This is a genomic window from Xanthomonas sp. F1 (genome assembly GCF_014199855.1).
Map to the genome: position 1 here is coordinate 397,539 of NZ_JACHOK010000002.1, position 22,308 is coordinate 419,846.

Below are 22,308 nucleotides of genomic sequence, written 5' to 3' on the forward strand. Positions count from 1 at the left end.
CGTGCAGACTGGCGGCTTACATCGCCACGCGGCGCGCCTGCACGAACTTCTCGCCCCAGTAGCCGGAGGTCAGCGTGTCCACGCGCACGTCCTTGCCGCGGCTGGGGGCGTGCAGGAAGCGGCCCTCGCCGACGTACAGGCCGACGTGGTCGACGCGGCCCTTGCGGCCGAAGAACACCAGGTCGCCCGGCGCCAGCGCGTCGCGGTCCTTGATCAATTGGGCATTGGCCTCGCGGGCCATTTCGCGCGACACGCGCGGCAGTTCGATGCCCAGCGCGGTGCGGAACACGTAGCCGACCAGGCCGCTGCAATCGAAGCCTTCGGTGTCCTCGCCGCCCCAGCGGTACGGGGTGCCCAGCAGCGCCATGGCGCGCTTGAGCACCGACTGGACCTTGTCGCCGCCCGGCACCACGCCTTCGCGCGGGACCGGCTGGGACACGTCGTAGTTGGCCAGTAGGCGGCTGATGTCGCCAGCGAACATCGCCGAGCGGTCCATCAGCGGAATGGTGTCGTTGGCGGCCAGGTGCGGCAGCAGGGCGGCCAGGGTGGCGGTGGCGGCGGCGTCGGCCTTGCTGCGCGACGGTGCGGGCGCCTGTGCGGCGGCCGGCTTGGCCGAGATGGTGGTGTTGGGGGTCTGCGCGGTCGCCTGGGCGGTGGTCGCCGTGGCGCTCACCTGGGCGGGAGCGGGGGCGACGGTCGCGATCGCTTCCGGGACGACGGTGTCGGCGGGAGCGGTCTGGGCCAGGGCCGGGAGGGCCGAGAAACAGAGCGAGGCGGTGCAGAAGAGGCGGAAAGCGGTCCGGCGGGGAACGGCGGGCTTGCCTGGAGAGGTCTGGGCTTCGGTCGTCACGCTTGGATCACAAAATAAAACGATGGGGGATCATGCCTTGTAGACAGAAATAGAAAGTTCAAATAAGGTTAAATTTTCGTAATTATGAATGTGGGTGAAATCACAATTCAACGCAAAACCCGTTTTGCGCCGGTGTAATGGTCTCGCCAGTAAGCCCCGTCCAACGAATCCAGGCGCACCGTTCCGCCCGTGCTCGGGGCATGCACGAAGCGGCCTTCGCCGACGTAAATTCCGACGTGTGTCACATTTCCTGCGCTGCCGAAGAACACCAGGTCGCCCGTGCTCAGGCGCTGCGGGTCGATCCGCGGACCCTGCACCGCGGCCAGTTCGCGCGAGGTGCGCGGCAGCCGCAGGTCGAGCATGTCGCGGTAGACGTAGGCGACCAGGCCGCTGCAGTCGAACCCGGATTCGGGGGTGTTGCCGCCGTAACGGTAGGGCGTGCCGACCAGGCCCAGCGCGCGCATCAGCACCGCGTTGGCCGCGCCCGGGTCGGCCGGCGCCACCTGCGGCCACTCGCGCACTGTCACCGGTGCCGGCCGGGTGTAGCGGACCTCATGGCGTCCACAGGCCGCCAGCGCGGCGGTGCACAGCAGCGGAAGCCACCACGGAAACGCGCGGCGGCCGCGCGGCGAAACTGGCGTGTTGTGCATGGAGCCGGGATAATGCGCGACCTCAGAAGGCCGCCATCATGGCGGCGCTCCCGGCGGCCGACAAGCCGCCCATCCCGTCTGCCCCGGCAGCCACAGCGCAGAGTGCACATGAAGATCGAAAAAGACCGCGTCGTCCGTTTCCACTACACCGTTTCGGAAGTCGGTCAAGAACCGATCGAAAGCTCCAAGGACCGCGATCCGCTGGTGATCCTGGTCGGCCACGGCAACATCATTCCGGGCCTGGAGAACGCGATGATGGACAAGACCGCCGGCGACAGCTTCGGCGTCGACGTGGCGGCCAAGGACGCCTACGGCGAATACCGCGAGGGCCTGAGCCAGCGCGTGCCGAAGAAGCATTTCGGCGCAGCCAAGCTGCAGCCGGGGAGCCAGGTGGTGCTGCAGACCAACTTCGGCCCGCGCGCGGTCACCGTGCAGAAGGTCGGCATGAGCGTGGTCGACGTCGACCTCAACCACCCGATGGCCGGCAAGGACCTGCACTTCGACGTGGAGATCGTCGACGTGCGCGAGGCCAGCGCCGAAGAGATCGAGCACGGCCACGTGCACGGCGACGGCGGCCACCACCACTGAGTGCGTTTGCGGCGGTGCCGGTCGCGCCGGTGCCGCCGGCCCTGGCGCCGCGCGCAGCGGCGCCGTCGCGCCGCCGCGGACGCCGGCGGCCCTCCTGATCGCGGCGAGGGACAATCGCCGGCCTCCCGCCCGGTGCCCCTTGGCCACTCCTGCCCCCGTGTTGCAGCCCGTCGCGCCCGCCGAGCGCATCGCCACCCTGGACGTGCTGCGCGGCTTCGCCCTGCTGGGCATCCTGCTGATGAACATCGAGGGCTTCGTCGGCCCGCTGGACGCGGCGATGACCGGCCTGGATCCGGCGCTGCGCGGTGCCGACCGCATCGCCGACGCGCTGGTCTACATCCTGGTGCAGGGCAAGTTCTACACCTTGTTCTCGCTGCTGTTCGGCATGGGCTTCGCGGTGATGGCGCAGCGCGCCGAGACCGCGCGGCGGCCGTTCGGCGGTTTCTTCCTGCGCCGCAGTGCGGGGTTGCTGGTGATCGGCCTGCTGCATGCGGTGTTGCTGTGGTCCGGCGACATCCTGGTCAGCTACGCGCTGCTGGCGTTCATGCTGCTGGCGTTCCGCGAGGCGCCCACGCGCTGGCTGCCCGGCATGGCGCTGGTGGTCTACCTGTTCGCGCCGGCGCTGTGGCTGTTGATCGGCGCGGCCTCCTGGGCGGCGCAGGCCGATCCGCACGGCGCGACGCAGTGGCAGCGCGAGATGGCCGAGCAGGCGCAGCACGGCGCCGCGGCGCTGGCGCAGCAGCGTGAGGTGTTCGGCCACGGCAGCTACGCCCAGGCCACCGCGCAGCGCGCGCGCGACCTGGTCGAATCGCTGAGCGGGCTGCTGTTCAACGCGCCGACCATCTTCGGCATGTTCCTGCTCGGCGCCTGGTGCGTGCGCAGCGGCCTGGCCGCACAACCGCAGCGCTTCCCGCGGCTGCTCGCCGTGCTGCGCTGGGGCGTGCTGCCGCTGGGCCTGGCGCTGATGTTGCTGAGCTTCCGGCTGGAACCGTGGATGGATCCAGCGCGGCTGGATCTGCGTCTGACCGTGGCCTATGCCCTGGCCAGCATCGCCGGCGGCCTGATGGCGCTGGGCTATGCGGCCTGGCTGGTGCGCGCCGCGCGCGCGCTGCAGTGGCTGGCGCCGGCCGGGCGCATGGCGCTGAGCAACTACCTGCTGCAGTCGCTGGTCTGCACGACGCTGTTCTACGGCTACGGCTTCGGCTATTTCGAACAACTGCCGCGCGCCTGGCAGATCCCGTTCGCGGTCGTGTTGTTCGCGCTGCAGGTGGCGCTGTCGCACTGGTGGCTGCAGCGCTTCCGCTTCGGCCCGGTGGAGTGGCTGTGGCGTTCGGCCAGCTATCTGCGCTGGCAGCCCATGCGGCGGCGCGACCCGGCCTGAGTCGCACGCGGCCGCACCCTCACATCTGCCGTGGTCCACCCCATGGCATGCTGCGCGCCGATCTCTCCCGTGCGACAGGACAACCGATGGACGACGTGAACTGCGCGCACCGCGCCGCGCCCGATGCCGCTGTGCCACGCACTGGGCGTGCGCCGTGAGCGCGCCGATCCGCGATTACGACCTGCTGGTGCTGGGCGGCGGTTCCGGTGGCCTGGCCACCGCGTTCCGCGCCGCCAGCCATGGCGCGCGGGTGGCGATCCTGGAGCCGAGTGCGCTCGGCGGCACCTGCGTCAACGTCGGCTGCGTGCCGAAGAAGGCGATGTGGCTGGCGGCGGACCTGGTCGAGCGCATCGACCTGGCGCGCGCGGTCGGGTTCGCCATTCCCGAGGCCACGCTGTCGTGGGCGGAACTGGTGGCGCATCGCCAGGGCTACATCGGCAACATCCACGCCAGCTACCGGCGGCGCCTGGATGCCGATGGCGTGGTGCTAATCCCGCGGCGCGGGCGACTGATCGATGCGCACACCGTCGAATGCGACGATGGCGTGCGGGTCAGCGCCAATCACGTGGTGATCGCCACGGGCGCGCATGCGGTGCGGCCGAACATCGAAGGCGCCGAGTTGGGCCTGATCTCCGACGATTTCTTCAATCTGTGCGAGGCGCCGCCGCGCGTGGCGATCGTCGGCGGCGGCTACATCGCGGTGGAACTGGCCGGGCTATTGCAGGCGCTGGGCAGCCGGGTGGAGCTGTACGTGCAGGGCGAGCGTCTGCTGGAGCGGTTCGACGCGGAACTGGCGCGGCAGCTCGCCGACAATCTGCACCACCAGGGCGTGCGCCTGCATTTCGGCTACCGCGCCAGCGCCCTGCGCCGCAACGGCGAGGACCTGTGCGTGGTCGATGCACAGGGGCAGCCAGGTGAACGCGTCGATCGGGTGTTCTTCGCGATCGGGCGCCGCCCCAACACGCGCGATCTCGGCCTGGAAGCGCTGGGCGTGCGCCTGGGCGACAAGCACGAGATCGTGGTGGACGCGTACCAGAACACCGACGTGCCGGGGCTGTATGCGATCGGCGACGTGGCCGGCAAGGTCGGCCTGACCCCGGTGGCGATCGCCGCCGGGCGCAAGCTGATGGACCGCGTGTTCGGCGACCGGCCGCAGGCGCGGCTGGACTACGAGAACGTGCCCAGCGTGGTGTTCTCGCACCCGCCACTGGGCCAGGTCGGGCTGGGCGAGGAGCAGGCGCGCGAGCGCTATGGTGCCGATGCGGTGACGGTGTACCGCAGCAATTTCCGGCCGATGCTGCAGGCGCTGGCCGACTCGCCGCAGCGCAGCCTGTTCAAGCTGGTGTGCGTCGGCGCCGACGAGCGCGTGGTCGGCGTCCACCTGCTCGGCGACGGCGCCGACGAAATCCTGCAGGGGTTCGCGGTGGCGTTGAAGCTGGGCGTGACCAAGCAGCAACTGGAAGACACCGTGGCGATCCATCCGACCTCGGCCGAGGAAGTGGTGCTGATGCGCTGAGGCGCTGAGGCGGCATCGATCCGACGGCTGGAAGACGGTAGCGCCGTAGAATGGCGGCATGCACGTGTCCTCTTGTCCTTGCCGCGGCGGTGCGCGATGAGCGCGCCCGGCGCGCCCACTGCCGTTGCCCCCGCCGCCACGCATGCCAGCCTGGGTGGCGTGTTGCTCGCCGCCGGCGGCGCGATCGCGTTTTCCGGCAAGGCCATCATCGTCAAGCTCGGTTACCGCTACGGCGTCGATGCAGTGACCCTGCTGGCCTTGCGCATGCTGGTGGCGCTGCCGTGCTTCGCGGCGATGGCGCTGTGGGCGGCGCGGCGCGCGCCACCGCTGCAGCCGGGCGACCGTTGGCGGATCGTCGCGCTGGGCGTGCTCGGCTACTACCTGGCCAGCTTCCTGGACTTCCTCGGCCTGGCCTACATCACCGCGACCCTGGAGCGGCTGATCCTCTATCTGACCCCGACCCTGGTGCTGCTGATCGGCGTGCTGCTGTGGCGGCGACGGCCGCAGCGGCGTCAGCTGTGGGCGCTGGCGTTGAGCTATCTGGGCGTGCTGCTGGCCTTCGGTCACGACCTGCGCATCGGTGGCGCGCGCACCGCCTGGGGCAGCCTGCTGGTGTTCGGCAGCGCGCTGGCCTATGCGGCGTATCTGGTCGGCAGTGGCCAACTGGTGGCACGGGTCGGCGCGGTGCGGTTGACCGCCTACGCCAGCCTGGTCGCCTGTGCGCTGTGCATCGCCCAGTTCCTGCTGCTGCGGCCGCTGCACGCGCTTGCCCTGCCGGCGCCGGTGTACGCGCTGTCGCTGCTCAACGGCACGCTGTGCACGGCAGTGCCGGTGCTGGCGACGATGCTGGCGGTGCAGCGCATCGGCTCGGCGCTGGCGTCGCAGATCGGCATGCTCGGCCCGGTCTCGACCATCGTGCTCAGCGTACTGCTGCTGCTGGGCGAGGCGATGGGGCCGTGGCAGATCGCCGGCACCGTGCTGGTGCTGGGCGGGGTGCTGCTGGTGTCGCGGCCAGTGCGGGCGCGGCCGGCATGAGTCCACGGCGGCCGTCCGCAGCGAGCGCGTCTGCACCGGTCGCGACGGCGGCGGCCGAGGCGCACGCGCGGATCCTGGCGACGATCCGGGCGATTCCGCCGGGTCAGGTGCGCGGCTACGGCGAGGTGGCGATGCTGGCCGGATTGCCGGGACGCGCGCGCCTGGTGGCGCGGCTGCTCGGCGCCAATACCGACGCCGCGCTGCCCTGGCATCGGGTGCTGCGCAGCGACGGCCGCATCGCGTTTCCGGAAGGCTCGCGTGGCTATCGCGAGCAATGCCAGCGCCTGCGCGCCGAAGGCGTGGCGGTGCAGGGCGGGCGGGTGAAGCGTACGTCGGCGCCGGTGCGCGATCTCGATGCAGAGGTGTGGGGTCCGCGGTAGCGACACTCACGAGAACTGCGGCGGCCGGTCTCCCAAAGCGGAAAGAAGCCGGATTCAGGTGGATGGCTTAGCCCCTCTCCCGTTGGAAGAGGGGGGCGGGGCGCGAAGCGCATGCGGTGTTCGGCTGCACGGGGCTGCGCCCGTACCCTCATCCGCCCCTGCGTGGCACCTTCTCCCGGAGGGAGAAGGATGGGTACAAGCCCCTCTCCCTCCGGGAGAGGGGTTGGCGTGAGCGTCGGGGCGAGAGGCGCATGCGGTGTTTCAACTGCACCAGGCTGCGCCCGTACCCTCATCCGCCCCTGCGTGGCACCTTCTCCCGGAGGGAGAAGGATGGGTACAAGCCCCTCTCCCTCCGGGAGAGGGGTTGGGGTGAGCGTCGGGGCGCGAAGCGCATGCGGTGTTTCAGCTGCGAGAGGCTGCGACCCGAACACCATCCGCCCGTCGGCGCACCGCATCGGTGATAGTGCTTGGAAGAGGGGGCTTGTTCCTTGTGGGAGGGACTTCAGCCCCGACGCTCTTTGCGCCGCCTGCGGGTTGGCCGGTGTCGTTCGTCGTGACTGAAGTCGCTTCTGCAGGGCATCGAGGAGGGTGTGGCGGTTCCCTCGGGGGCGATCGCAGTCGAGGGGCCGGAATGCCACCGCGTCGTTTGGAGTGCAGTCTCCGGCGAGCGGCTATGATGGAGGCAGTTGCCACGGAACCGACCATGTTTCCCAGACTTCCACCCGTCACCCAAGCGCTGCTGATCGGCAACGTCGTGGTGTTCCTGCTGCAGATGCTGCTCGGCACCAACACCTTCGATCCCTTCATGCTGTGGCCGATCGGCGCCTTCGATGCGTTCTCGCCCGGGCAGAACTTCCAGCTCTGGCAGTTGCTGACCTATGGTTTCCTGCACGGCAGCTTCTCGCATCTGCTGTTCAACATGCTGGCCCTGTACATGTTCGGCGGGCCGCTGGAGCAGACCTGGGGCAACAAGCGCTTCCTGACGTACTACCTGGTCTGCGTGGCCGGCGCCGGCCTGTGCCAGTTGCTGGTCGGCTGGTGGATGCTGAGCAACGGCAGCGAGCCGTACCCGACGCTGGGCGCCTCCGGCGGCATCTTCGGCCTGCTGCTGGCCTTCGGCATGCTGTTCCCGAACCAGCGGGTGATGCTGCTGTTCCCGCCGATCCCGATGAAGGCGCGCACCTTCGTCATCGTGTTCGGTGCGCTGGAGCTGCTGATGGGTTTCACCGGCTGGCAGCCGGGCGTGGCGCATTTCGCGCATCTCGGCGGCATGCTGTTCGGCTGGCTGATGATCCGCTACTGGCGCGGCCAGCCGCCGTTCGGCAAGCGCAAGCCGCCGCGCCCGCGCATCGTGCGCTGAGCGCACCGACCGCATAGCGCAAGCGCAACTCCACGCGGTGCGCGTGCGGTACCCGAGGGGCAATGGCTTTTCCCTTCTCCCGTCGGGACCATGGCCCCCTTTTGCGGGGGAAGGTGCCCCGCAGGGGCGGATGAGGGGACGGGCGGAGTCTCGCATTGCCAGCACGGCGCCGGCGCTTCGCGCGCCGTACCCTCACCCCAACCCCTCTCCCGGTGGGAGAGGGGCAGACAATTTTCCCGACCCCTGAACGCACGACGGCGCGGTTGCCCGCGCCGTCGTGCTGTGTGCCCGGCCGGCGGCTAGCGCCGGCACCGGCTCACGGCCACAGGTGGATCTGCTCGGCCTCGCTGCGGACCATCGGCTGGCCCGGCTTGCAGGTGAAGGTCGCGGCGAAGGCGGGCAGGTTGACCAGCGCGCCATTGGTGCGCCAGCGGCCCGGCGCGTGCACGTCGGCGGTGACCCGCTGCACGGCGTCGGTCGGCGACAGCTGCTGCGCCCACAGGCCGGCCCAGGCCTTGTAGAACGCCTGCTTGCCGGCCTCGCTGGCGGTCGGCTGTGCCGCGCTGTAGGCCTGCCAGGCCAGTTCGACGCTGCCGATGTCGGTCAGGTCCTCGTCCTGGGTCAGCGGGCCGTTGACCTTGGCGCCCTTCACGCCGGGGAAGTCGTAGGCGCCGTACTGCGCGGCGGTGCGGGCCGCCAGCGCGTTCCAGGCGTTCTTGTCCTCCGGGGTCCACCAGTTGCGCAACTGGCCCTGCGCGTCGACCTGGCTGCCCTTGTTGTCGATGGCGCCGATCAGCTCGTGCGCGACCATCGCGCCGTAGGCGCCGTACAGCGCCGCGGCGTCGCCGGCGGTCGCGTACACCGGCGGCTGCAGCACCGCGGCAGTGATGATCAGGCGGTTCTGGGCGATGTCGTAGGTCAGCGCCGGCTGCTGCGGCAGCACGTCCCAGCGGCGGTCCGCATTGCCCTTGCCGATGCGCTTCATTTCCTCGCGGTGACGCCAGGTGGAGGCGATCAGCATGTTGCCGCCGAAGCTGCCGCGGCCCATCGGCTGCAGGGTGTAGTCGAGGTCGCGGCGCGGCGCGCCGATCTCGATCTTCAGTGCGGCCAGCTTGGCCTGCGCCTCGGTGCGCGCCGGCTCGCTCAGCCAGGTGCTGCGCTTGACCGCGGCGATCTGCGCGTCGCGCACCTGGTCGGCGATGGTCTCGGCCTGGCGGCGGGTGTCGGCCGACAGGTAGCGGGCCACGTACTCGCGGCCCAGCATCGGGCCGGCGGCGACGTTGATCGCGTCCAGCACCTGCGCCCAGCGCGGCGGCGGCGCGACCTGGCCCTGCAGCACGCGGCCGCGGAACTCGAAGCTGGCGTCGCGGAAGCTCTTGGACAGGTATGGCGCCATCGCATCGCCCACGCGCCAGCGCAGGTAGGCCTTCCACTGCTCCGGCTTGATGCTGACGATCATGCCGTCGAGCTGCTTGAACATGTCCGGGTCGGCCATCGACACCAGGTCGTCGTTGACGCCCTGGGCCTTGAGGAAGGCGTCGAGCTGCAGGTTGCGGTACTGCTTGTTCAACTCCTTGGTCGAGATCGGCGCGTAGTTGTTGAACGGGTTGTTGATGCCGGCCAGCGACTTGGCGCTGCGCGCCAGCGCGGTCTCGATCTGCAGCACCGACTGGGTGTCGGCCTCGAGGCGGTCGGCCGGGGTGCCGGTCAGGGTCAGGATCTGCTTGACGTAGGTGCGGTAGCGGCCCATCAGCGCCATGGTGTCGGCGTCGGTGCGGGTGTAGAAGGCCGGGTCGGGCAGGCCCATGCCGCCCTGCATGAAGTAGCCGATGTGGCGGTCCAGCGCCTTCAGGTCGACGTCGGCGCCGAAGTTGAACGCGACCGGGATGCCGATCTGGTGCAGCGCGGCGATCGACGCCGGCACGTCCTTGGCCTTCTTGATCGCATCGATGCGGCCGAGCAGCGGCGCGATCGGGTTGGAGCCGTCCTTCTCCACCGCGGCCTCGTCCAGGCCGCTGGCCCAGAAGTCGCCCAGCGCCTTCTGCACGGCGTTCTGCGGCGACTGCATGCTTGCATCGAGCAGGTCGCGCTGTTGTTGCTGCGCACGTTCGGCGAGCTGGCCCAGCGCGGTGACCGCGCCGGTCTGCGGCACCGGGTTCTGCTTCAGCCAGTCGGCGTTGGCATCGTCGTAGAAGTCGCTGCAGGCGGCGCTGATCGGCGGGGCCTTGGGCGCGGCGGCGCGCTTCTTCTTGGGCGCGGCATCGGCGGCGGAGGCGAGGGCGATCAGGCCGAGGGCGACGGCGAGGGCAAGCGGACGGGCATTGGGCATCGGGAACGCATCCGGTCAGGATTAAAGTCGGCGGAGTTTAACAAGCCGCGGTGTGCAACTGTGGCGATGACGCGTGTCCGCGTCCCCACCGGATTCAGCGAGGGACGCCGGCCACCACGGGCGCCTGCCGCCGGATAGGGCAATCGGCATCGCCACCGCGGTCGCGCGCCGGCGCCGGCGCAAAGAAAAGGCCCGGACATGCCGGGCCTTTTCGCGAGACGGCGGTGACGCCGTCGCTTACCAGATCACCACGCGCTTGTCGCCGCTGCGCACCATCGGCGCGCCCGGCTTGCACTGGAACGCGGTGGCGAAGGCCTCCAGGTTCGACGGCGCACCGATCGCGCGGAACTGCGCCGGGGCGTGCGGGTCGGTGGTCAGGCGCACCATCGCGTTCTGCGGGGTGTACTTGGTGCGCCACACGGTGGCCCAGTTGATGAAGAAGTTCTGGTCGCGGCTCATGCCGCCGACCTTCGGGTCGTCCTTGCCCTCGGTGGCCTTCTTCATGGCGTCGTAGGCGGTGGTGATGCCGCCCAGGTCGGCGATGTTCTCGCCCAGGGTCAGCTTGCCGTTGACGTGCTTGCCGTCCACTTCATAGCCGTCGAACTGCTGGACCAGCTTGCCGGTGAGCGCGGAGAACTTCTTGGCGTCGGCCGGGGTCCACCAGTTCTCGAAGTTGCCGGTGGGCCCGAAGCGCGCGCCCTGGTCGTCGTAGCCGTGGGTCATCTCGTGGCCGATCACCGCGCCGATGCCGCCGTAGTTGAACGCGTCGTCGGCCTTGGGGTCGAAGAACGGCGGCTGCAGGATCGCCGCCGGGAACACGATCTCGTTCTGCAGCGGGTTGTAGTAGGCGTTGACCGTCTGCGGGGTCATGCCCCACTCGGTCTTGTCCACCGGCTTGCCGATCTTGCTCAGGTTGTACTTGTAGTTGAACGCCGTGGAGGCGCGCACGTTGTCCAGGTAGCTGTCGCGCTGGGTGTTCAGGCTGCTGTAGTCGCGCCACTTGTCCGGATAGCCGATCTTCGGGGTGAAGGTCTTCCACTTGTCCAGGGCCTTGGCCTTGGTCTCGTCGCTCATCCAGGTCAGCTTCTCCAGGCGCGCCTTCAGCGCCTGGCTCAGGTTCTGCACCAGCTGCTGCATCTTGGCCTTGTCGTCGGCCGAGAAGGCGACCTTGACGTACATCTGGCCCATCGCCTCGCCGGCGCCGTCGTTGATGCTGCCGAGCACGCGCTTCCAGCGCGGTTTCATCTCGGCCTGGCCGTTGAGTTCCTTGCCGTAGAAAGCGAAGTTTTCCTGCGCGAAGGCATCGCTCAGGTACGGCGAGGCGCTGTCCACGGTGTGGAAGCGCAGGTAGGCGCGCCACACCGACGGGTCGGTGTCGCCCAGCGCCTTGCTCACTTCCTGGTGGAAGGCCGGGATCGCCAGCGAGAACTTCTCCGGCACCGCCACGCCCTGCGACTCGAAGAACTTGGTCCAGGGGAAGTTCGGGGTCAGCTTGTCGGCGTCGGCCGGGGTGACCGGGTTGTAGGACAGCTCGGCGTCGCGCGAGAGCTGCTCGCTGGACTTGGACACCTTGGCCAGGCGGGTTTCCAGCGCCACCACGTCCTGCGCCTGCTTGGCCGCGTCGGCCGCCGGCACGCCGGCCAGCTCCAGCACCTTGGCCACGTGCGCCTGGTAGGCCTTGAGCTTGTCCTGCTTGTCGGCGTCGAAGTAGTAGCTGCGGTCGGGCAGGCCGAGGCCGCCCTGCATGGCGTAGGCCATGTTCATCGTCGAGTTCTTGAAGTCGGCCTCGGCGCCGAAGCCGAACAGGCCGTTCTCGCCCTTGGCCGCGCTCTGGCGCAGGTACTCGGCCACTGCCGGGCCGTCCTTGAGGCCGTCGATCGCGGCCAGGTCGGCCTTCAGCGGCTCGATGCCCTGCGCGTTGATCTTGGCTTCGTCCATGCCCGAGGACCAGAAGTCGCCGACGATCTTTTCCACGCCCTGCGGGTTGGCCGCGGCGGCGGCCTGTTCGGCCAGTTGGTGCTGCGCGGCCACCGAGCGCTCGTCCAGGATCGAGAACGCGCCCCAACTGCTGCGGTCCTTGGGAATCTCGTTGGCGGCCAGCCACTTGCCGTTGACGTAGCCGTTGAAGTCGTCGCAGGCGTTCTTGCTGGCGTCCAGATCATTGACGTTGAACGCGTTGTAGGCCGGCAGCTTGCTGGTGTCGAGCTTGAGCTCGGCCGGCGCCGCAGCGGCGGCCGGGGCGGCGGTTGCGGGCTTGGCGGCGTCGGCCGCGGGCGCGGCGTCGTCGTGCTTGCCGCAGCCGCTCAGCGCGGTGCTCACGGCCAGGGTCAACAGCAGCATCTTGGGATTGCGAAGGGTCACAGGCAGGCTCCAGGCCGACGTGGATAAAGGAATGGCCCGCACGGGCCGTGGCGAGACTCTACGCCGCCGCGGGAGGTTTCAGGGGTGTCGAAGGTCATGGGCGGCCCTTGGCATTGGGCCGTGGGACGGTGTCGCCTCCTGCCGGTCGGCAGGCCTGCCGGTGCTGGCTTACCATGCGGCCATGACCCGCGAGCCGCCATGCGATGCCCTGATCGTCGGCGCCGGCCACAACGGCCTGGTCTGCGCCGCCTATCTGGCGCGGGCCGGCTGGAAGGTGACGGTGCTGGAACGGCGCGGTGTGGTCGGCGGCGCCGCGGTGACCGAGGAATTCCACCCCGGCTTCCGCAACTCGGTGGCGTCCTACACGGTGTCGCTGCTGCAGCCCAAGGTGATCGCCGATCTCGACCTAGCCGGGCACGGCCTGCGCATCGTGCCGCGCCGGCGCAACAACTTCCTGCCGTTGCCGGACGGGCGCTACCTGCTGACCGGTGCCGGCCACACCCAGGCCGAACTGGCCAAGTTCTCCGCGCGCGACGCCGCACGCCTACCGGCCTACGAGGCGCGGCTGGAGGGCATCGCCGACGTGCTGCGCGCGCTGGCGCTGCAGCCGCCGCCCAACGTCACCGACGGCGGCTGGCTGCAGGCGCTTCCCGAGTTGTTGCGCGCCGGCCGCCTCGGCCGCCGCCTGCACGCGCTGGATGCGGAACTGCGCCAGGACCTGCTGGACCTGTTCACCCTCTCCGCCGCCGAGTATCTGCAGCGCTGGTTCGAGAGCGATGCGGTGCAGGCGCTGTTCGGCTTCGACGGCATCGTCGGCAACTACGCCAGTCCGTACACGCCCGGATCGGCCTACGTGCTGCTGCATCACGTGTTCGGCGAGAGCAACGGGGTCAAGGGCGCCTGGGGCCATGCGCTGGGCGGCATGGGCGCGATCACCCAGGCCATGGCCCGCGCCGCGACCGCGGCCGGCGCGCAGATCCGCACCGATGCCGGCGTGCGCGAGATCCTGGTCGAGGACGGGCGCGCGGTCGGCGTGGTCACCGAGCAAGGCGAGCGGCTGCGGGCGCGGCACGTGATCGCCAACGTCAATCCCAAGCTGTTGTACGAACGCCTGCTCGATCCGGCGCACGTGCCGGCCGCCACGCGTGAGCGCATGGCGCACTGGCGCTGCGGGTCGGGCACGTTCCGCATGAACGTGGCGCTATCGCGCCTGCCCAGCTTCAGCGCGCTGCCGGGGCCGGGCGACCATCTCACTGCCGGCATCGTGCTGGCGCCGAGCCTGGACTACATGGACCGCGCCTACCTTGATGCGCGCTGGCATGGCTGGTCGCGCGAGCCGATCGTCGAACTGCTGATCCCCAGCACCCTGGACGACAGCCTGGCGCCGCCGGGCCAGCACGTGGCCAGCCTGTTTTGCCAGCACGTGGCGCCGCAACTGCCGGACGGGCGCAGTTGGGATGCGCACCGCGACGAGGTCGCCGAGCTGATGATCGCCACCGTCGAGCGCTACGCGCCCGGATTCGCCACCTCGGTGCTGGGCCGGCAGGTGCTGAGCCCGCTGGACCTGGAACGCACCTTCGGGCTGATCGGCGGCGACATCTTCCACGGCGCGCTGACCCTCAACCAGTTGTTCAGTGCGCGCCCGATGCTCGGCCAGGCCGCGTACCGCGGCGCGCTGCCGGGCCTGTATCTGTGCGGTTCCGGCACCCACCCCGGCGGCGGCGTGACCGGCGCGCCCGGGCACAATGCGGCGATGGCGCTGTTGCGCGGCTGAGGTCGGGGCGGCGCTCAGGCAGGAGGCTGCATCAGTTCGATGGTGATGCCATCGGGGCCGCTGACATAGGCGACCACGGTGCCGGCGCGCGGCCCGGCCGGGATCGGCTGTGGCGTGCCCTTGGCAGGCCACCCCGCCGCGGCCATCCGGCGCAAGGCCCGGCCGATGTCCGTCACGGTCACCGCGAGGTGCGCGGCGCCGATCGCGCCGGCGCTGTCCGGGACCCTGCCCAGGGCGGGGCCGGTCGAATATTCCAGGAGTTCGATGGGATAGCCATTCGGCGCCTGCACCACGGCCATGCGGCACTGCGGCGCGTCGACGCCTGTCACCTCGTGCAGGAACGGGCCGCCCATCTTGCCGCGGCGCACGCAGGCGAACCCCATCGCCTCGGTCCAGAACTGCAGCGCCGCGTCCAGCGACGCGACCGAGAAGCCAGTGTGATCGACCGCCACGACTCCGGCATCGTCCGGGGTGTGTGGCGGCGCGGCGGGGGGGTGTGGCTCATGCATGGCACTGCGGCTCGAGCGGGCATGCCTGCGTCGCGCGCACGCGGGTGCAACCAACGGGATGTCGGTGCGGATTGCGGACGAGCAGGGTGGAGACATTCACGCAGGGCATCGACGGGCCTCTTCAACGGTCATGACGACGGCAGGATAGCGCTGGCGACCTGCCGTGATGGCGGCGATCTGCGTGGCGGCCGGGTCAGCGGTCTCTGCGGAGCCGGCCAGGCGGATCTGGGCCGTGGCCGACAGCACATCGAACCTTGAGCCGAACCCGAAGTCGCCGAAGCCCCTGCGTGTCGCTTTGGCATCGTCCGGCTGCACCAGCGCCGGCGGCGATGGGCCGTCAGACCGGCGCCAGCGCCGGCATGTGCGCGGCCAGCGAGAACGGCATCGGCTCTTCCGGGTGCAGCTCGACATGCGCGGCTGCCGTCTCCCGCATGCGCCGCCAGCGGAACGGCGCATGCATGGATGCGTGACCGCGGATCGGGCACACGTAGCATGGCCTCGCCCGATCGATCCTGGCGCGACGCATGGAGCGCCAGGCCAGCAAAAAAATCCCTGGCGCGATGGCCAGGGCGAGGAAAGGCGCGGCACGTGCAGCGCGCCGCGCGCGCCACGGCGGCGCGCCGTGGCGGATCTGCGCTCAGGGTCAGGGCGCGCTGGCCGACGCGGATGCGTCGGGCCGTGGCGCGGAACCGCCCAGATGCGCGTCGAAGAACGCCAGCATCTTCGTGTAGAGGTTGAGGTTGTTCTCCTCCTTGTAGAAGCCGTGGCCTTCTCCGGACTGCACGATCACGCCTTCGGGCGGGTTGCCGGCGGCCTGCAAGGCCTTGGCCAGCGCCTCGGTGTGCTCCGGTGGGCAGCGGTCGTCGCGGGCGCCGGCGGCGAGGTAGATCGGCAGCGTCAGCGCCTGCACGTGGTTGATCGGCGACATCCGCTCCTGCTCGGCGCTGGTGTTGCCGAAGGCGCGCAGCAGATAGCGCCTGCCGCTCTCGCTCTTGCTGGTGTCGCTGAGCCGCAGCTGGATCTTGGCGTCGTACATGCCGACGTAGCCGAACGCGCAACGGAACAGCCCCGGCGCGCGCACCGGCGCCATCATCGCCGCGTAGCCGCCGAAGCTGCCGCCGTAGATGCAGATGCGCGATTTGTCGGCCAGGCCCTGCTGGACGGCGTACTGGGTGCCGTCGATGATGTCGTTCATGATGCCGCCGTCCCACTGCCCGTAGGCGCGGTCCCTGAACGCCTTGCCGAAGCCGCCGGAGCCGCGGTAGTTGAGTTGCAGCGTGGCGTAGCCGCGGCTGGCAAACAGTTGCGCCTCGGAGTGGAAGCCCCAGGTATCGCGCGGCCCCATCGGCCCGCCGTGCACGTTGACGATCAGCGGCAGATTTTTCGCCTGCGCTCCGGCCGGCACGGTGAGGTAGCCGTGGATGCGCAGCCCGTCGCGGGCGGTGAACTGGATCGGGGTGATCGTGGCCATCTTCGCCGCATCGATCCACGGCCGGCTCTTCATCAGGAAGCGGGCCTTGCCGGTGGCGCGCTCGTACAGGTACAGCTCGCCCGGATTCTGGTCGCTGCGCACGCTGACCACGATGGTGTCGCCATTGCGGGTGGCGCTGGCGAAGTCGACGTACTGGCCGGGAAAGGCCGCGGCCAGGCTGGCGTACAGCGCCGCGTCCGGATGCGTCTCGTCGATCAGCTTGACCTGCGGTGCACCGGCCTCGGTGACCACCGCCAGTGCGGTGTCCGAGCCGTCGGTGGCGTTGATGGTGCGCGCGACCTCGCTGGTGGGATCCTGGAACAGGGAGACGAAACCGCCGCTGCGCGGATCCAGGTAGCCGAACGCGCCAGGCGCCTTGCCGTCGTCGCGGGTGGCATAGACGCGGCCGCTGGCGGTCGACCAGTCGATGTCCAGGCGCGCACCGTCGGTCTTGCTGGCATTGATCAGCGCCCACTTGCCGTCCTGCAGCGCGTACACCTCGCTGTGGCTGTCGTAGCCGGTGTCCTCGTCCTTGTCGCTCTGGCAGGTGGCGAAGGCGGGTTGCTTGGCGGCGTCCAGGGCGATGGAGCAGTTCGCCTTGGGCGCGCGGCCCAGCGATTTGCGCCGGCCGCTGAGGGTGTCGATCATCACCACTTCGGTGCCGGCGCCGTCCGAGGAGCGCGGGTAGCGCACCTGCATGACCACGTTCTGCTCGTCGTCGCGCAACGTGTCGAGCAGGGCGAAGGATTCGCGGCCCACACTCTTGCCGCGCTGGGTGACGCTTTGCGTGCCGTATTCGATCAGGGTGCGCGGCTGGCCGCCGTCGGCGTCGACCGCGAACCATTCGCCGGTGCCCATCGGCCGCTCGAACGAGCCGACCTTCTTGACCGCGGTGAACAGCAGCCGCTTGCGGCCGGTCCAGTAGAACGCGCCGACGCTCTTGCCGTCGGGCAGCACGTTGACCTTGATCGGCTTGAGGTCGCGCGTGCCGAGCACGGTCAGCACGTCCTGTTCGCCGCGGTCAACGGTCAGCGCCAGGTACTCGCCGTCGGGCGAGATCTTGACCGCGCTGTAGGTGGGGCGTTTGACGAAATCCGCGATGGGCGGGGCAGCGGCGGCGGCCATGCCGCCGTGCAGACACAGCCCCAACGCACAGAAAGCAACGAGTCGTTTCACGAGCATCCTTTTTGCGTGATTGCACGCAGCGAGAGCCCGATGCCGGGCTCTCGCTGACCTCCTCCAGTGCGCGTGCCGCGGCTCAGCGGAAGCGGTACTGGAACTCCGCCGCCACTTCGCGGCCGTACGGGCTGTAGGCGCGCCAGAAGTACGGATACGTGTTGTAGCCGCTGTCCTTCGGATGGGTCTTGTCGAACACGTTGTTGACGTAGAAGTTGACCGTCAGCTTGTCGGTCAGCTTCTTGCCCACGTTCGCGTTCCAGAGGAAGTACGGCGCAATGCGGCCGGTCTCCTGCCAGTTCGGCAGGCTGCCGTAGCGGATCATGAACACCGCCGCCTGCCAGTCGTTCTTCTGCCAGGTCGCGGTGGTGCGAATGCGGCTGCGGAAGTCGAAGTTGCTCAGGTCGTCGCGGTAATCGAGGATCGGATCGCCCTTGAACTCGGCCGACTTCTGCTCGAGGGTGTGCGAGTAGCCCACCTGGAAGCGGAAGTCGCCGAGCCGGTCGGTGTCGAGACGGTAGTCCAGCGACGCATCGATGCCCTTGGTGCCGAGAAAGGCGCGGTTGATCGGACCGCGGCGGATCTCGGTGATCTGGCCGTCGTTCGGCGTGCCCGGCGCGCTGAGGCGGGTCACCCGCGACAGCATGTCGTTGCAGAACGCCGAGCCCGGCGCACCCAGGGTGAACGGGTTGCGGTTGCGGGTCAGCCCGGTCACGCAGCCGGCTTCGCCGTCGAGGATGTAGGTGGAGGTGATGTCGGCCACCACGTTCTTCAGGCGGATGTCGTAGTAGTCGGCGGTGACCGACAGGCCGTCGAGCACGTCCCACACGAAGCCGGCGGTCCACGACGTACCGGTTTCCTCGGACAGGGCAGTGGTGCCCTGGCGCACGCCGTAGGCGGTGTAGTTCACCGTGGTGTCCGAGGTCGGGCACTGCGCCGCGGCGCGGCCGCTTTCCAGGCAGCGCCGGGTATCGAAGATGCTCGAGAACGAACCGCTGCGATCGGCGAACACGTAGTGCAGGTCGGGCGCGCGGAAGCTGGTGGAGTAGGAGCCGCGCAGCAGCAGGCTGTCCAGCGGACGCCACTCTAGGCCGGCATTCCAGGTCTTGGCGTCGTCCACCGCGGTGACGTCGTCGTACTTGTCCAGGCGCCCGGCCAGGTGCGCCTTCAGCGAGCTGAGGATCGGAATCGACAGCTCCACGCCCAGCGCGTAGCGGTCGCGCTTGCCGCCGCCGCCGGTGCCGGTGAGGTTGTACGGACGGTCGGCGCCGGTGTAGTCGGGCAGGATGCGCGGATCGGCGTTGAGCTTGTACTCCTGCTGCGAGGCTTCGACCACGCCGGCGAAGCCCAGCGCGCCGGCCGGCAGCTCGAACAGGTCGCCGGAGAGGACGAAGTTGCCCTGGTTGACGTGCGAGTTGGCGTCGGTCTTGACCGTGGTGCTCAGCGCCGCGAACTGGTCCGGGGTCAGTGCGCTGTAGTAGCGCTGCTGGTTCAGGCGATACACCGGGTAGGTGGCGCCGCCGACCACGCGGGTGCCCAGCTGCTGGCCGAGGAAGTAATCGTTGACCGCCGACGCCACCAGGCGCGGACGGTCGACCTTCACCTTGTACTCGGCGCGCGACAGGGTCAGGTCCCAATCGAAGCGGTCGCCCCACTTGCCGCGCAGGCCCGCGGCGAAGTCGTAGGACTTCTCCTTGTTGCGCGCCATCAGGTGCTCCACGCCGCCGGCTTCCTGCGGGGTGAACACGCGCTGCGCGTCGACCAGCGCGTTGAAGCCGGGATCGAACCACAGCGCGCCGTTGGTGCGGCCGGACCAGAACTGGGTGCCCGAGCTGTACTTGGACTCGGAGGACCAGGCCTGCAGGCTGGCCCAGCCCTGTACGCCGCCGTCGAAATCGAAGGTGCCGTAGGCGTAGCCGGACAGGTCGTTGTTCTCGTTGCGGATGGTCTGGTAGGCCGGGTCCTTGAAGGTGCCGCAGGCCTGGCCGAGGTTGGTGATGGCGCCGCTGGCGCTGGCGGTGCGGTAGTTCCAGCGCACCCACTCGTCGCCGAGCTGCTCGCAGGCGCCGGCCGGCGGTGCGAAGTAGGAGTTGGTGGTCGAGCCGGTGCGGCGACGCACGCGCATGGTGCCGGTGGGCTGGATGCCGACGAAGGCCGGCGGGAACGGATTGTCCAGCGCCGAATCCATGAAGTCGCGCTGGTAGGCGAACAGCGGCTCGCCGGCGGTGTATTCGAAGGCGTAGGTCAGGCTCCAGCGGTCGCCGGTCTTGCCGCCGATCCACTGGAAGTCGCCGGTGTCGCCGCCGCCGCGGGTCAGGGTGCTGCCGCGCAGCTTGACCAGGTCGCCCTCGTAGTTGGTCTTGAGGATGACGTTGACCACGCCGGCGACCGCGTCGGAGCCGTAGATGGCCGAGGCGCCGCCGGCGAGGATCTCGATGCGATCGACCGCGGCGGCGGGAATGTTGCCGAAATTGGCGAAGTTGCTCTGGCCGTTGTACGGCAGCGGATAGTCCGCGGCGCGGCGGCCGTTGATCAGCAGCAGGGTGCGGCCCGGGCCCAGGCCGCGCAGGTTGATGACGCTGGCATTGGGCGTGAACCCGCCGGCGAACAGCTCGTTCTGGGTGGAACCGGACGCCTGGGTGAGCGTGCTCAGCGCGTCGAAGACGGTGTTGAAGCCTTCGCGCTCGATCTGGGTGGCGGAGATGATGGTGACGGGCGAGGGGCCCTCGACTTCGGTGCGCTGGATGCGCGAACCGGTCACCGTCACCTTCTCCAGGGTATGCGCCTTGGCGCCGGTGGCCTCGGTCAGTTGTTCCGTTTCCGATTCTTCGCTCGGATTCTGGCTTTGCGCCAGTGCCTGCGAGGCAGGCAGGGCCAGAATGGCGGACACAGCAACGACCAGAAGACTCCGCTTGGGAGTCGGTGCTTTGACTGACATTGACAAATTTCCCCTAGATGCATGTGCGGTACGCAGGTCCCTTCCTGGACCGGTACGTTCAGATAGTGTGAAGTCCATTTCACGTTTCTTGACCGTAGCATGAACGAATCGGAAAAGTAACGAAAAATTTGCGTTACACGACATGTTGTTGAAGCGGGCTTGCTGTAAGGGCGGCCTTGGCGCGAGCTCGCTCGCCCGATGACGCGCGTAAGCCCTTGTCGCTGCGCGGTTTCGAGCGGGGCACGCGTCGTTTCGCTGCGCACTCGCTTCCGCTGCGGGGCACGCTGGTCGCAGAGGGAAGACGCCGCGCATGCGCGCGCATGCTGCGCTGCGGTCATAATCGGAAACCGTCGCGTGCCTGCATGTCGCCACGGCCAGCCTTCCAGGGGAGATCGGGCGCATCCATGAGCGAACAGGTTCAGCTCTACAACCAGGCCATCGCGGCGCTCAACCGCGGCGACTGGGCGCACGCGCTGCGGATCGCGCAACATCTGCTGCAGGCCTTGCCGCAGCATCCGGGCGTGCATTTCGTCGCCGGCGTGGCGGCGCTGGAGCTGCAGCAGATGCAGGTCGCGGCGATGCACCTGCATCAGGCCGCGACCCTGAATCCCGAGCGTGCCGACTACGCCGCGCAATTGGCGCGGGTGCTGGCGATGGGCCGGTTCCTGCAGGATGCGCACCGTTTCGCCGATCATGCGATGGCGTTGCAGCCCACCGACGCGCATACCCTGGACACGCTGGGCGTGGTTTACAGCCAGGTCAACGAACATGCCGCGTCGCTGGAAGCGTTCACGCGTGCGGTGCAGGCGGCGCCGCAGCAGGCCAGCTTCCGCTACAACCTGGGGACCTCGCTGCTGTTCTCCGGCAGGCTGCAGGAGGCCGAGGCCGAGTACCGCGCCTGCCTGGCGCTGGAGCCGCGCTACTGGAAGGTGTATCTGTCGCTGTCGCAGTTGCGCAAGTGGACGCCGCAGGAGAACAACCTGGCGTTGCTCGAGGCCGCGCTGGCCTCGGCCGGCGACGATCCCGATGCGGTGTTGCACCTGAACCTGGCGCTGGCCAAGGAGCACGAGGATCTCGGCGATTACCGCGCCGCGTTTCGCGGCTATGTGCAGGGCAAGTCGGTGCACAAGCGTGCGCGCGGCTATACCTCCGAGCGCGACGCGCGCCTGTTCGATGCCCTGCATCGCACCTTCCCCGCCGACGACGCGCCGGTGCCGGGTTTCGAGAGCGAAGAGCCGATCTTCGTGATCGGCATGCCGCGCAGCGGCACCACGCTGGTCGACCGGATCCTGTCCAGCCATCCGCAGGTGCACTCGGCCGGGGAGCTGCAGAACTTCTCGGTGGTGCTCAAGCGCCTGACCGGCACGCCGTCGCCGGAGATCCTCGATGTCGCCACGCTGAGCCAGGTGCAGGGACTGGACTGGCGCGCGCTCGGTCGCGGCTACGTCGAATCCACGCGCCCGGGCACCGCGCTGAAGCCGCGCTTCGTCGACAAGCTGCCGCACAACTTCCTCTACGCCGGCCACATCGCGCGCGCCTTGCCGAAGGCGAAGATCGTGTGCCTGCGGCGCGATCCGATGGACACCTGCCTGAGCAACTTCCGCCAGTTGTTCGCGCTGTCCTCGCCGTACTACGACTATTCCTTCGACCTGATGGACGTCGGCCGCTACTTCCTGATGTTCGACCGGCTGATGGCGCACTGGAACGCGGTCTTGCCGCAACGCATCCTGCAGGTCGACTACGAGGACCTGGTGACCGCGCAGGAGCCGACCACGCGCCGCCTGCTGGACTTCTGCGGCCTGCCGTGGGACGAGGCCTGCCTGCATTTCGAGCAGAACCAGGCGCCGGTGGCCACCGCCAGCGTGGTGCAGGTGCGCACGTCGATGACGCGCTCCTACATGGGGCGTTGGCAGCGCTACGGCGAGGATCTGGACGAACTGAAGGCGCTGTTGTCGGCGTTCTATCCGTAACGGTCGGGTCAGCCGCCGGC

At 69.2% G+C, this 22,308-nt stretch carries 15 protein-coding genes; 8 read left to right on the plus strand and 7 right to left on the minus strand.

All coding sequences use genetic code 11. The features are described 5' to 3' along the window. Positions 1 to 16: 16 nt before the first annotated feature. Positions 17 to 850: a C40 family peptidase gene (locus GGR71_RS06420; protein ID WP_048489529.1), complete on the minus strand. Its 834-nt coding sequence runs from the start codon at positions 848 to 850 to the stop codon at positions 17 to 19. 107 nt (positions 851 to 957) lie between these two features. Further along, the gene (locus tag GGR71_RS06425; protein ID WP_160961039.1) at positions 958 to 1,500 is read right to left on the minus strand and encodes a C40 family peptidase; all 543 of its coding nucleotides are present in this window, start codon (positions 1,498 to 1,500) and stop codon (positions 958 to 960) included. Between the two features lie 108 nt (positions 1,501 to 1,608). On the opposite strand from GGR71_RS06425, the gene GGR71_RS06430 reads away from it, so the two are divergent. From GGR71_RS06430 to GGR71_RS06455, 6 genes are all read left to right on the plus strand, one after another. After that, on the plus strand, positions 1,609 to 2,088 hold the full coding sequence (locus tag GGR71_RS06430) for an FKBP-type peptidyl-prolyl cis-trans isomerase (protein ID WP_160961037.1): 480 nt from the start codon (positions 1,609 to 1,611) through the stop codon (positions 2,086 to 2,088). Between the two features lie 157 nt (positions 2,089 to 2,245). Continuing rightward, positions 2,246 to 3,469 carry a DUF418 domain-containing protein gene (locus GGR71_RS06435; protein ID WP_160961034.1) on the plus strand — a complete coding sequence of 408 codons (1,224 nt, stop codon included), beginning with the start codon at positions 2,246 to 2,248 and terminating at the stop codon, positions 3,467 to 3,469. A gap of 154 nt (positions 3,470 to 3,623) precedes the next feature. Further along, positions 3,624 to 4,985: a glutathione-disulfide reductase gene (gene gorA, locus GGR71_RS06440; protein ID WP_160961031.1), complete on the plus strand. Its 1,362-nt coding sequence runs from the start codon at positions 3,624 to 3,626 to the stop codon at positions 4,983 to 4,985. Positions 4,986 to 5,081: 96 nt separating this feature from the next. Next, the gene (locus tag GGR71_RS06445) at positions 5,082 to 6,020 is read left to right on the plus strand and encodes a DMT family transporter (protein WP_160961028.1); all 939 of its coding nucleotides are present in this window, start codon (positions 5,082 to 5,084) and stop codon (positions 6,018 to 6,020) included. Continuing rightward, the gene (locus GGR71_RS06450; RefSeq protein WP_160961026.1) at positions 6,017 to 6,400 is read left to right on the plus strand and encodes an MGMT family protein; all 384 of its coding nucleotides are present in this window, start codon (positions 6,017 to 6,019) and stop codon (positions 6,398 to 6,400) included. Before GGR71_RS06445 ends, GGR71_RS06450 begins: the two co-directional genes overlap by 4 nt. 703 nt (positions 6,401 to 7,103) lie before the next feature. Next, entirely contained in the window at positions 7,104 to 7,760 is a 657-nt protein-coding gene (locus GGR71_RS06455; protein WP_160961024.1) for a rhomboid family intramembrane serine protease, read from the plus strand. Between the two features lie 316 nt (positions 7,761 to 8,076). Here the strand turns inward: GGR71_RS06455 and GGR71_RS06460 are convergent, their stop codons facing one another. Both GGR71_RS06460 and GGR71_RS06465 read right to left on the minus strand, forming a co-directional pair. Further along, the gene (locus GGR71_RS06460; protein WP_160961021.1) at positions 8,077 to 10,089 is read right to left on the minus strand and encodes a M13 family metallopeptidase; all 2,013 of its coding nucleotides are present in this window, start codon (positions 10,087 to 10,089) and stop codon (positions 8,077 to 8,079) included. Between the two features lie 237 nt (positions 10,090 to 10,326). After that, positions 10,327 to 12,429: a M13 family metallopeptidase gene (locus tag GGR71_RS06465; RefSeq protein WP_184451852.1), complete on the minus strand. Its 2,103-nt coding sequence runs from the start codon at positions 12,427 to 12,429 to the stop codon at positions 10,327 to 10,329. A 202-nt stretch (positions 12,430 to 12,631) separates the two neighbouring features. On the opposite strand from GGR71_RS06465, the gene GGR71_RS06470 reads away from it, so the two are divergent. Continuing rightward, the gene (locus tag GGR71_RS06470) at positions 12,632 to 14,224 is read left to right on the plus strand and encodes a phytoene desaturase family protein (protein ID WP_160961016.1); all 1,593 of its coding nucleotides are present in this window, start codon (positions 12,632 to 12,634) and stop codon (positions 14,222 to 14,224) included. A 14-nt stretch (positions 14,225 to 14,238) separates the two neighbouring features. Here the strand turns inward: GGR71_RS06470 and GGR71_RS06475 are convergent, their stop codons facing one another. The 3 genes from GGR71_RS06475 to GGR71_RS06485 form a co-directional block, all read right to left on the minus strand. Further along, positions 14,239 to 14,733: a VOC family protein gene (locus GGR71_RS06475; RefSeq protein WP_160961013.1), complete on the minus strand. Its 495-nt coding sequence runs from the start codon at positions 14,731 to 14,733 to the stop codon at positions 14,239 to 14,241. Between the two features lie 643 nt (positions 14,734 to 15,376). After that, positions 15,377 to 17,386 carry an alpha/beta hydrolase family protein gene (locus GGR71_RS06480; RefSeq protein WP_160961007.1) on the minus strand — a complete coding sequence of 670 codons (2,010 nt, stop codon included), beginning with the start codon at positions 17,384 to 17,386 and terminating at the stop codon, positions 15,377 to 15,379. A 76-nt stretch (positions 17,387 to 17,462) separates the two neighbouring features. Then, on the minus strand, positions 17,463 to 20,270 hold the full coding sequence (locus GGR71_RS06485) for a TonB-dependent receptor domain-containing protein (RefSeq protein ID WP_160961004.1): 2,808 nt from the start codon (positions 20,268 to 20,270) through the stop codon (positions 17,463 to 17,465). Between the two features lie 452 nt (positions 20,271 to 20,722). On the opposite strand from GGR71_RS06485, the gene GGR71_RS06490 reads away from it, so the two are divergent. Beyond that, entirely contained in the window at positions 20,723 to 22,288 is a 1,566-nt protein-coding gene (locus tag GGR71_RS06490) for a tetratricopeptide repeat-containing sulfotransferase family protein (protein WP_160961001.1), read from the plus strand. Positions 22,289 to 22,308 lie beyond the last annotated feature (20 nt).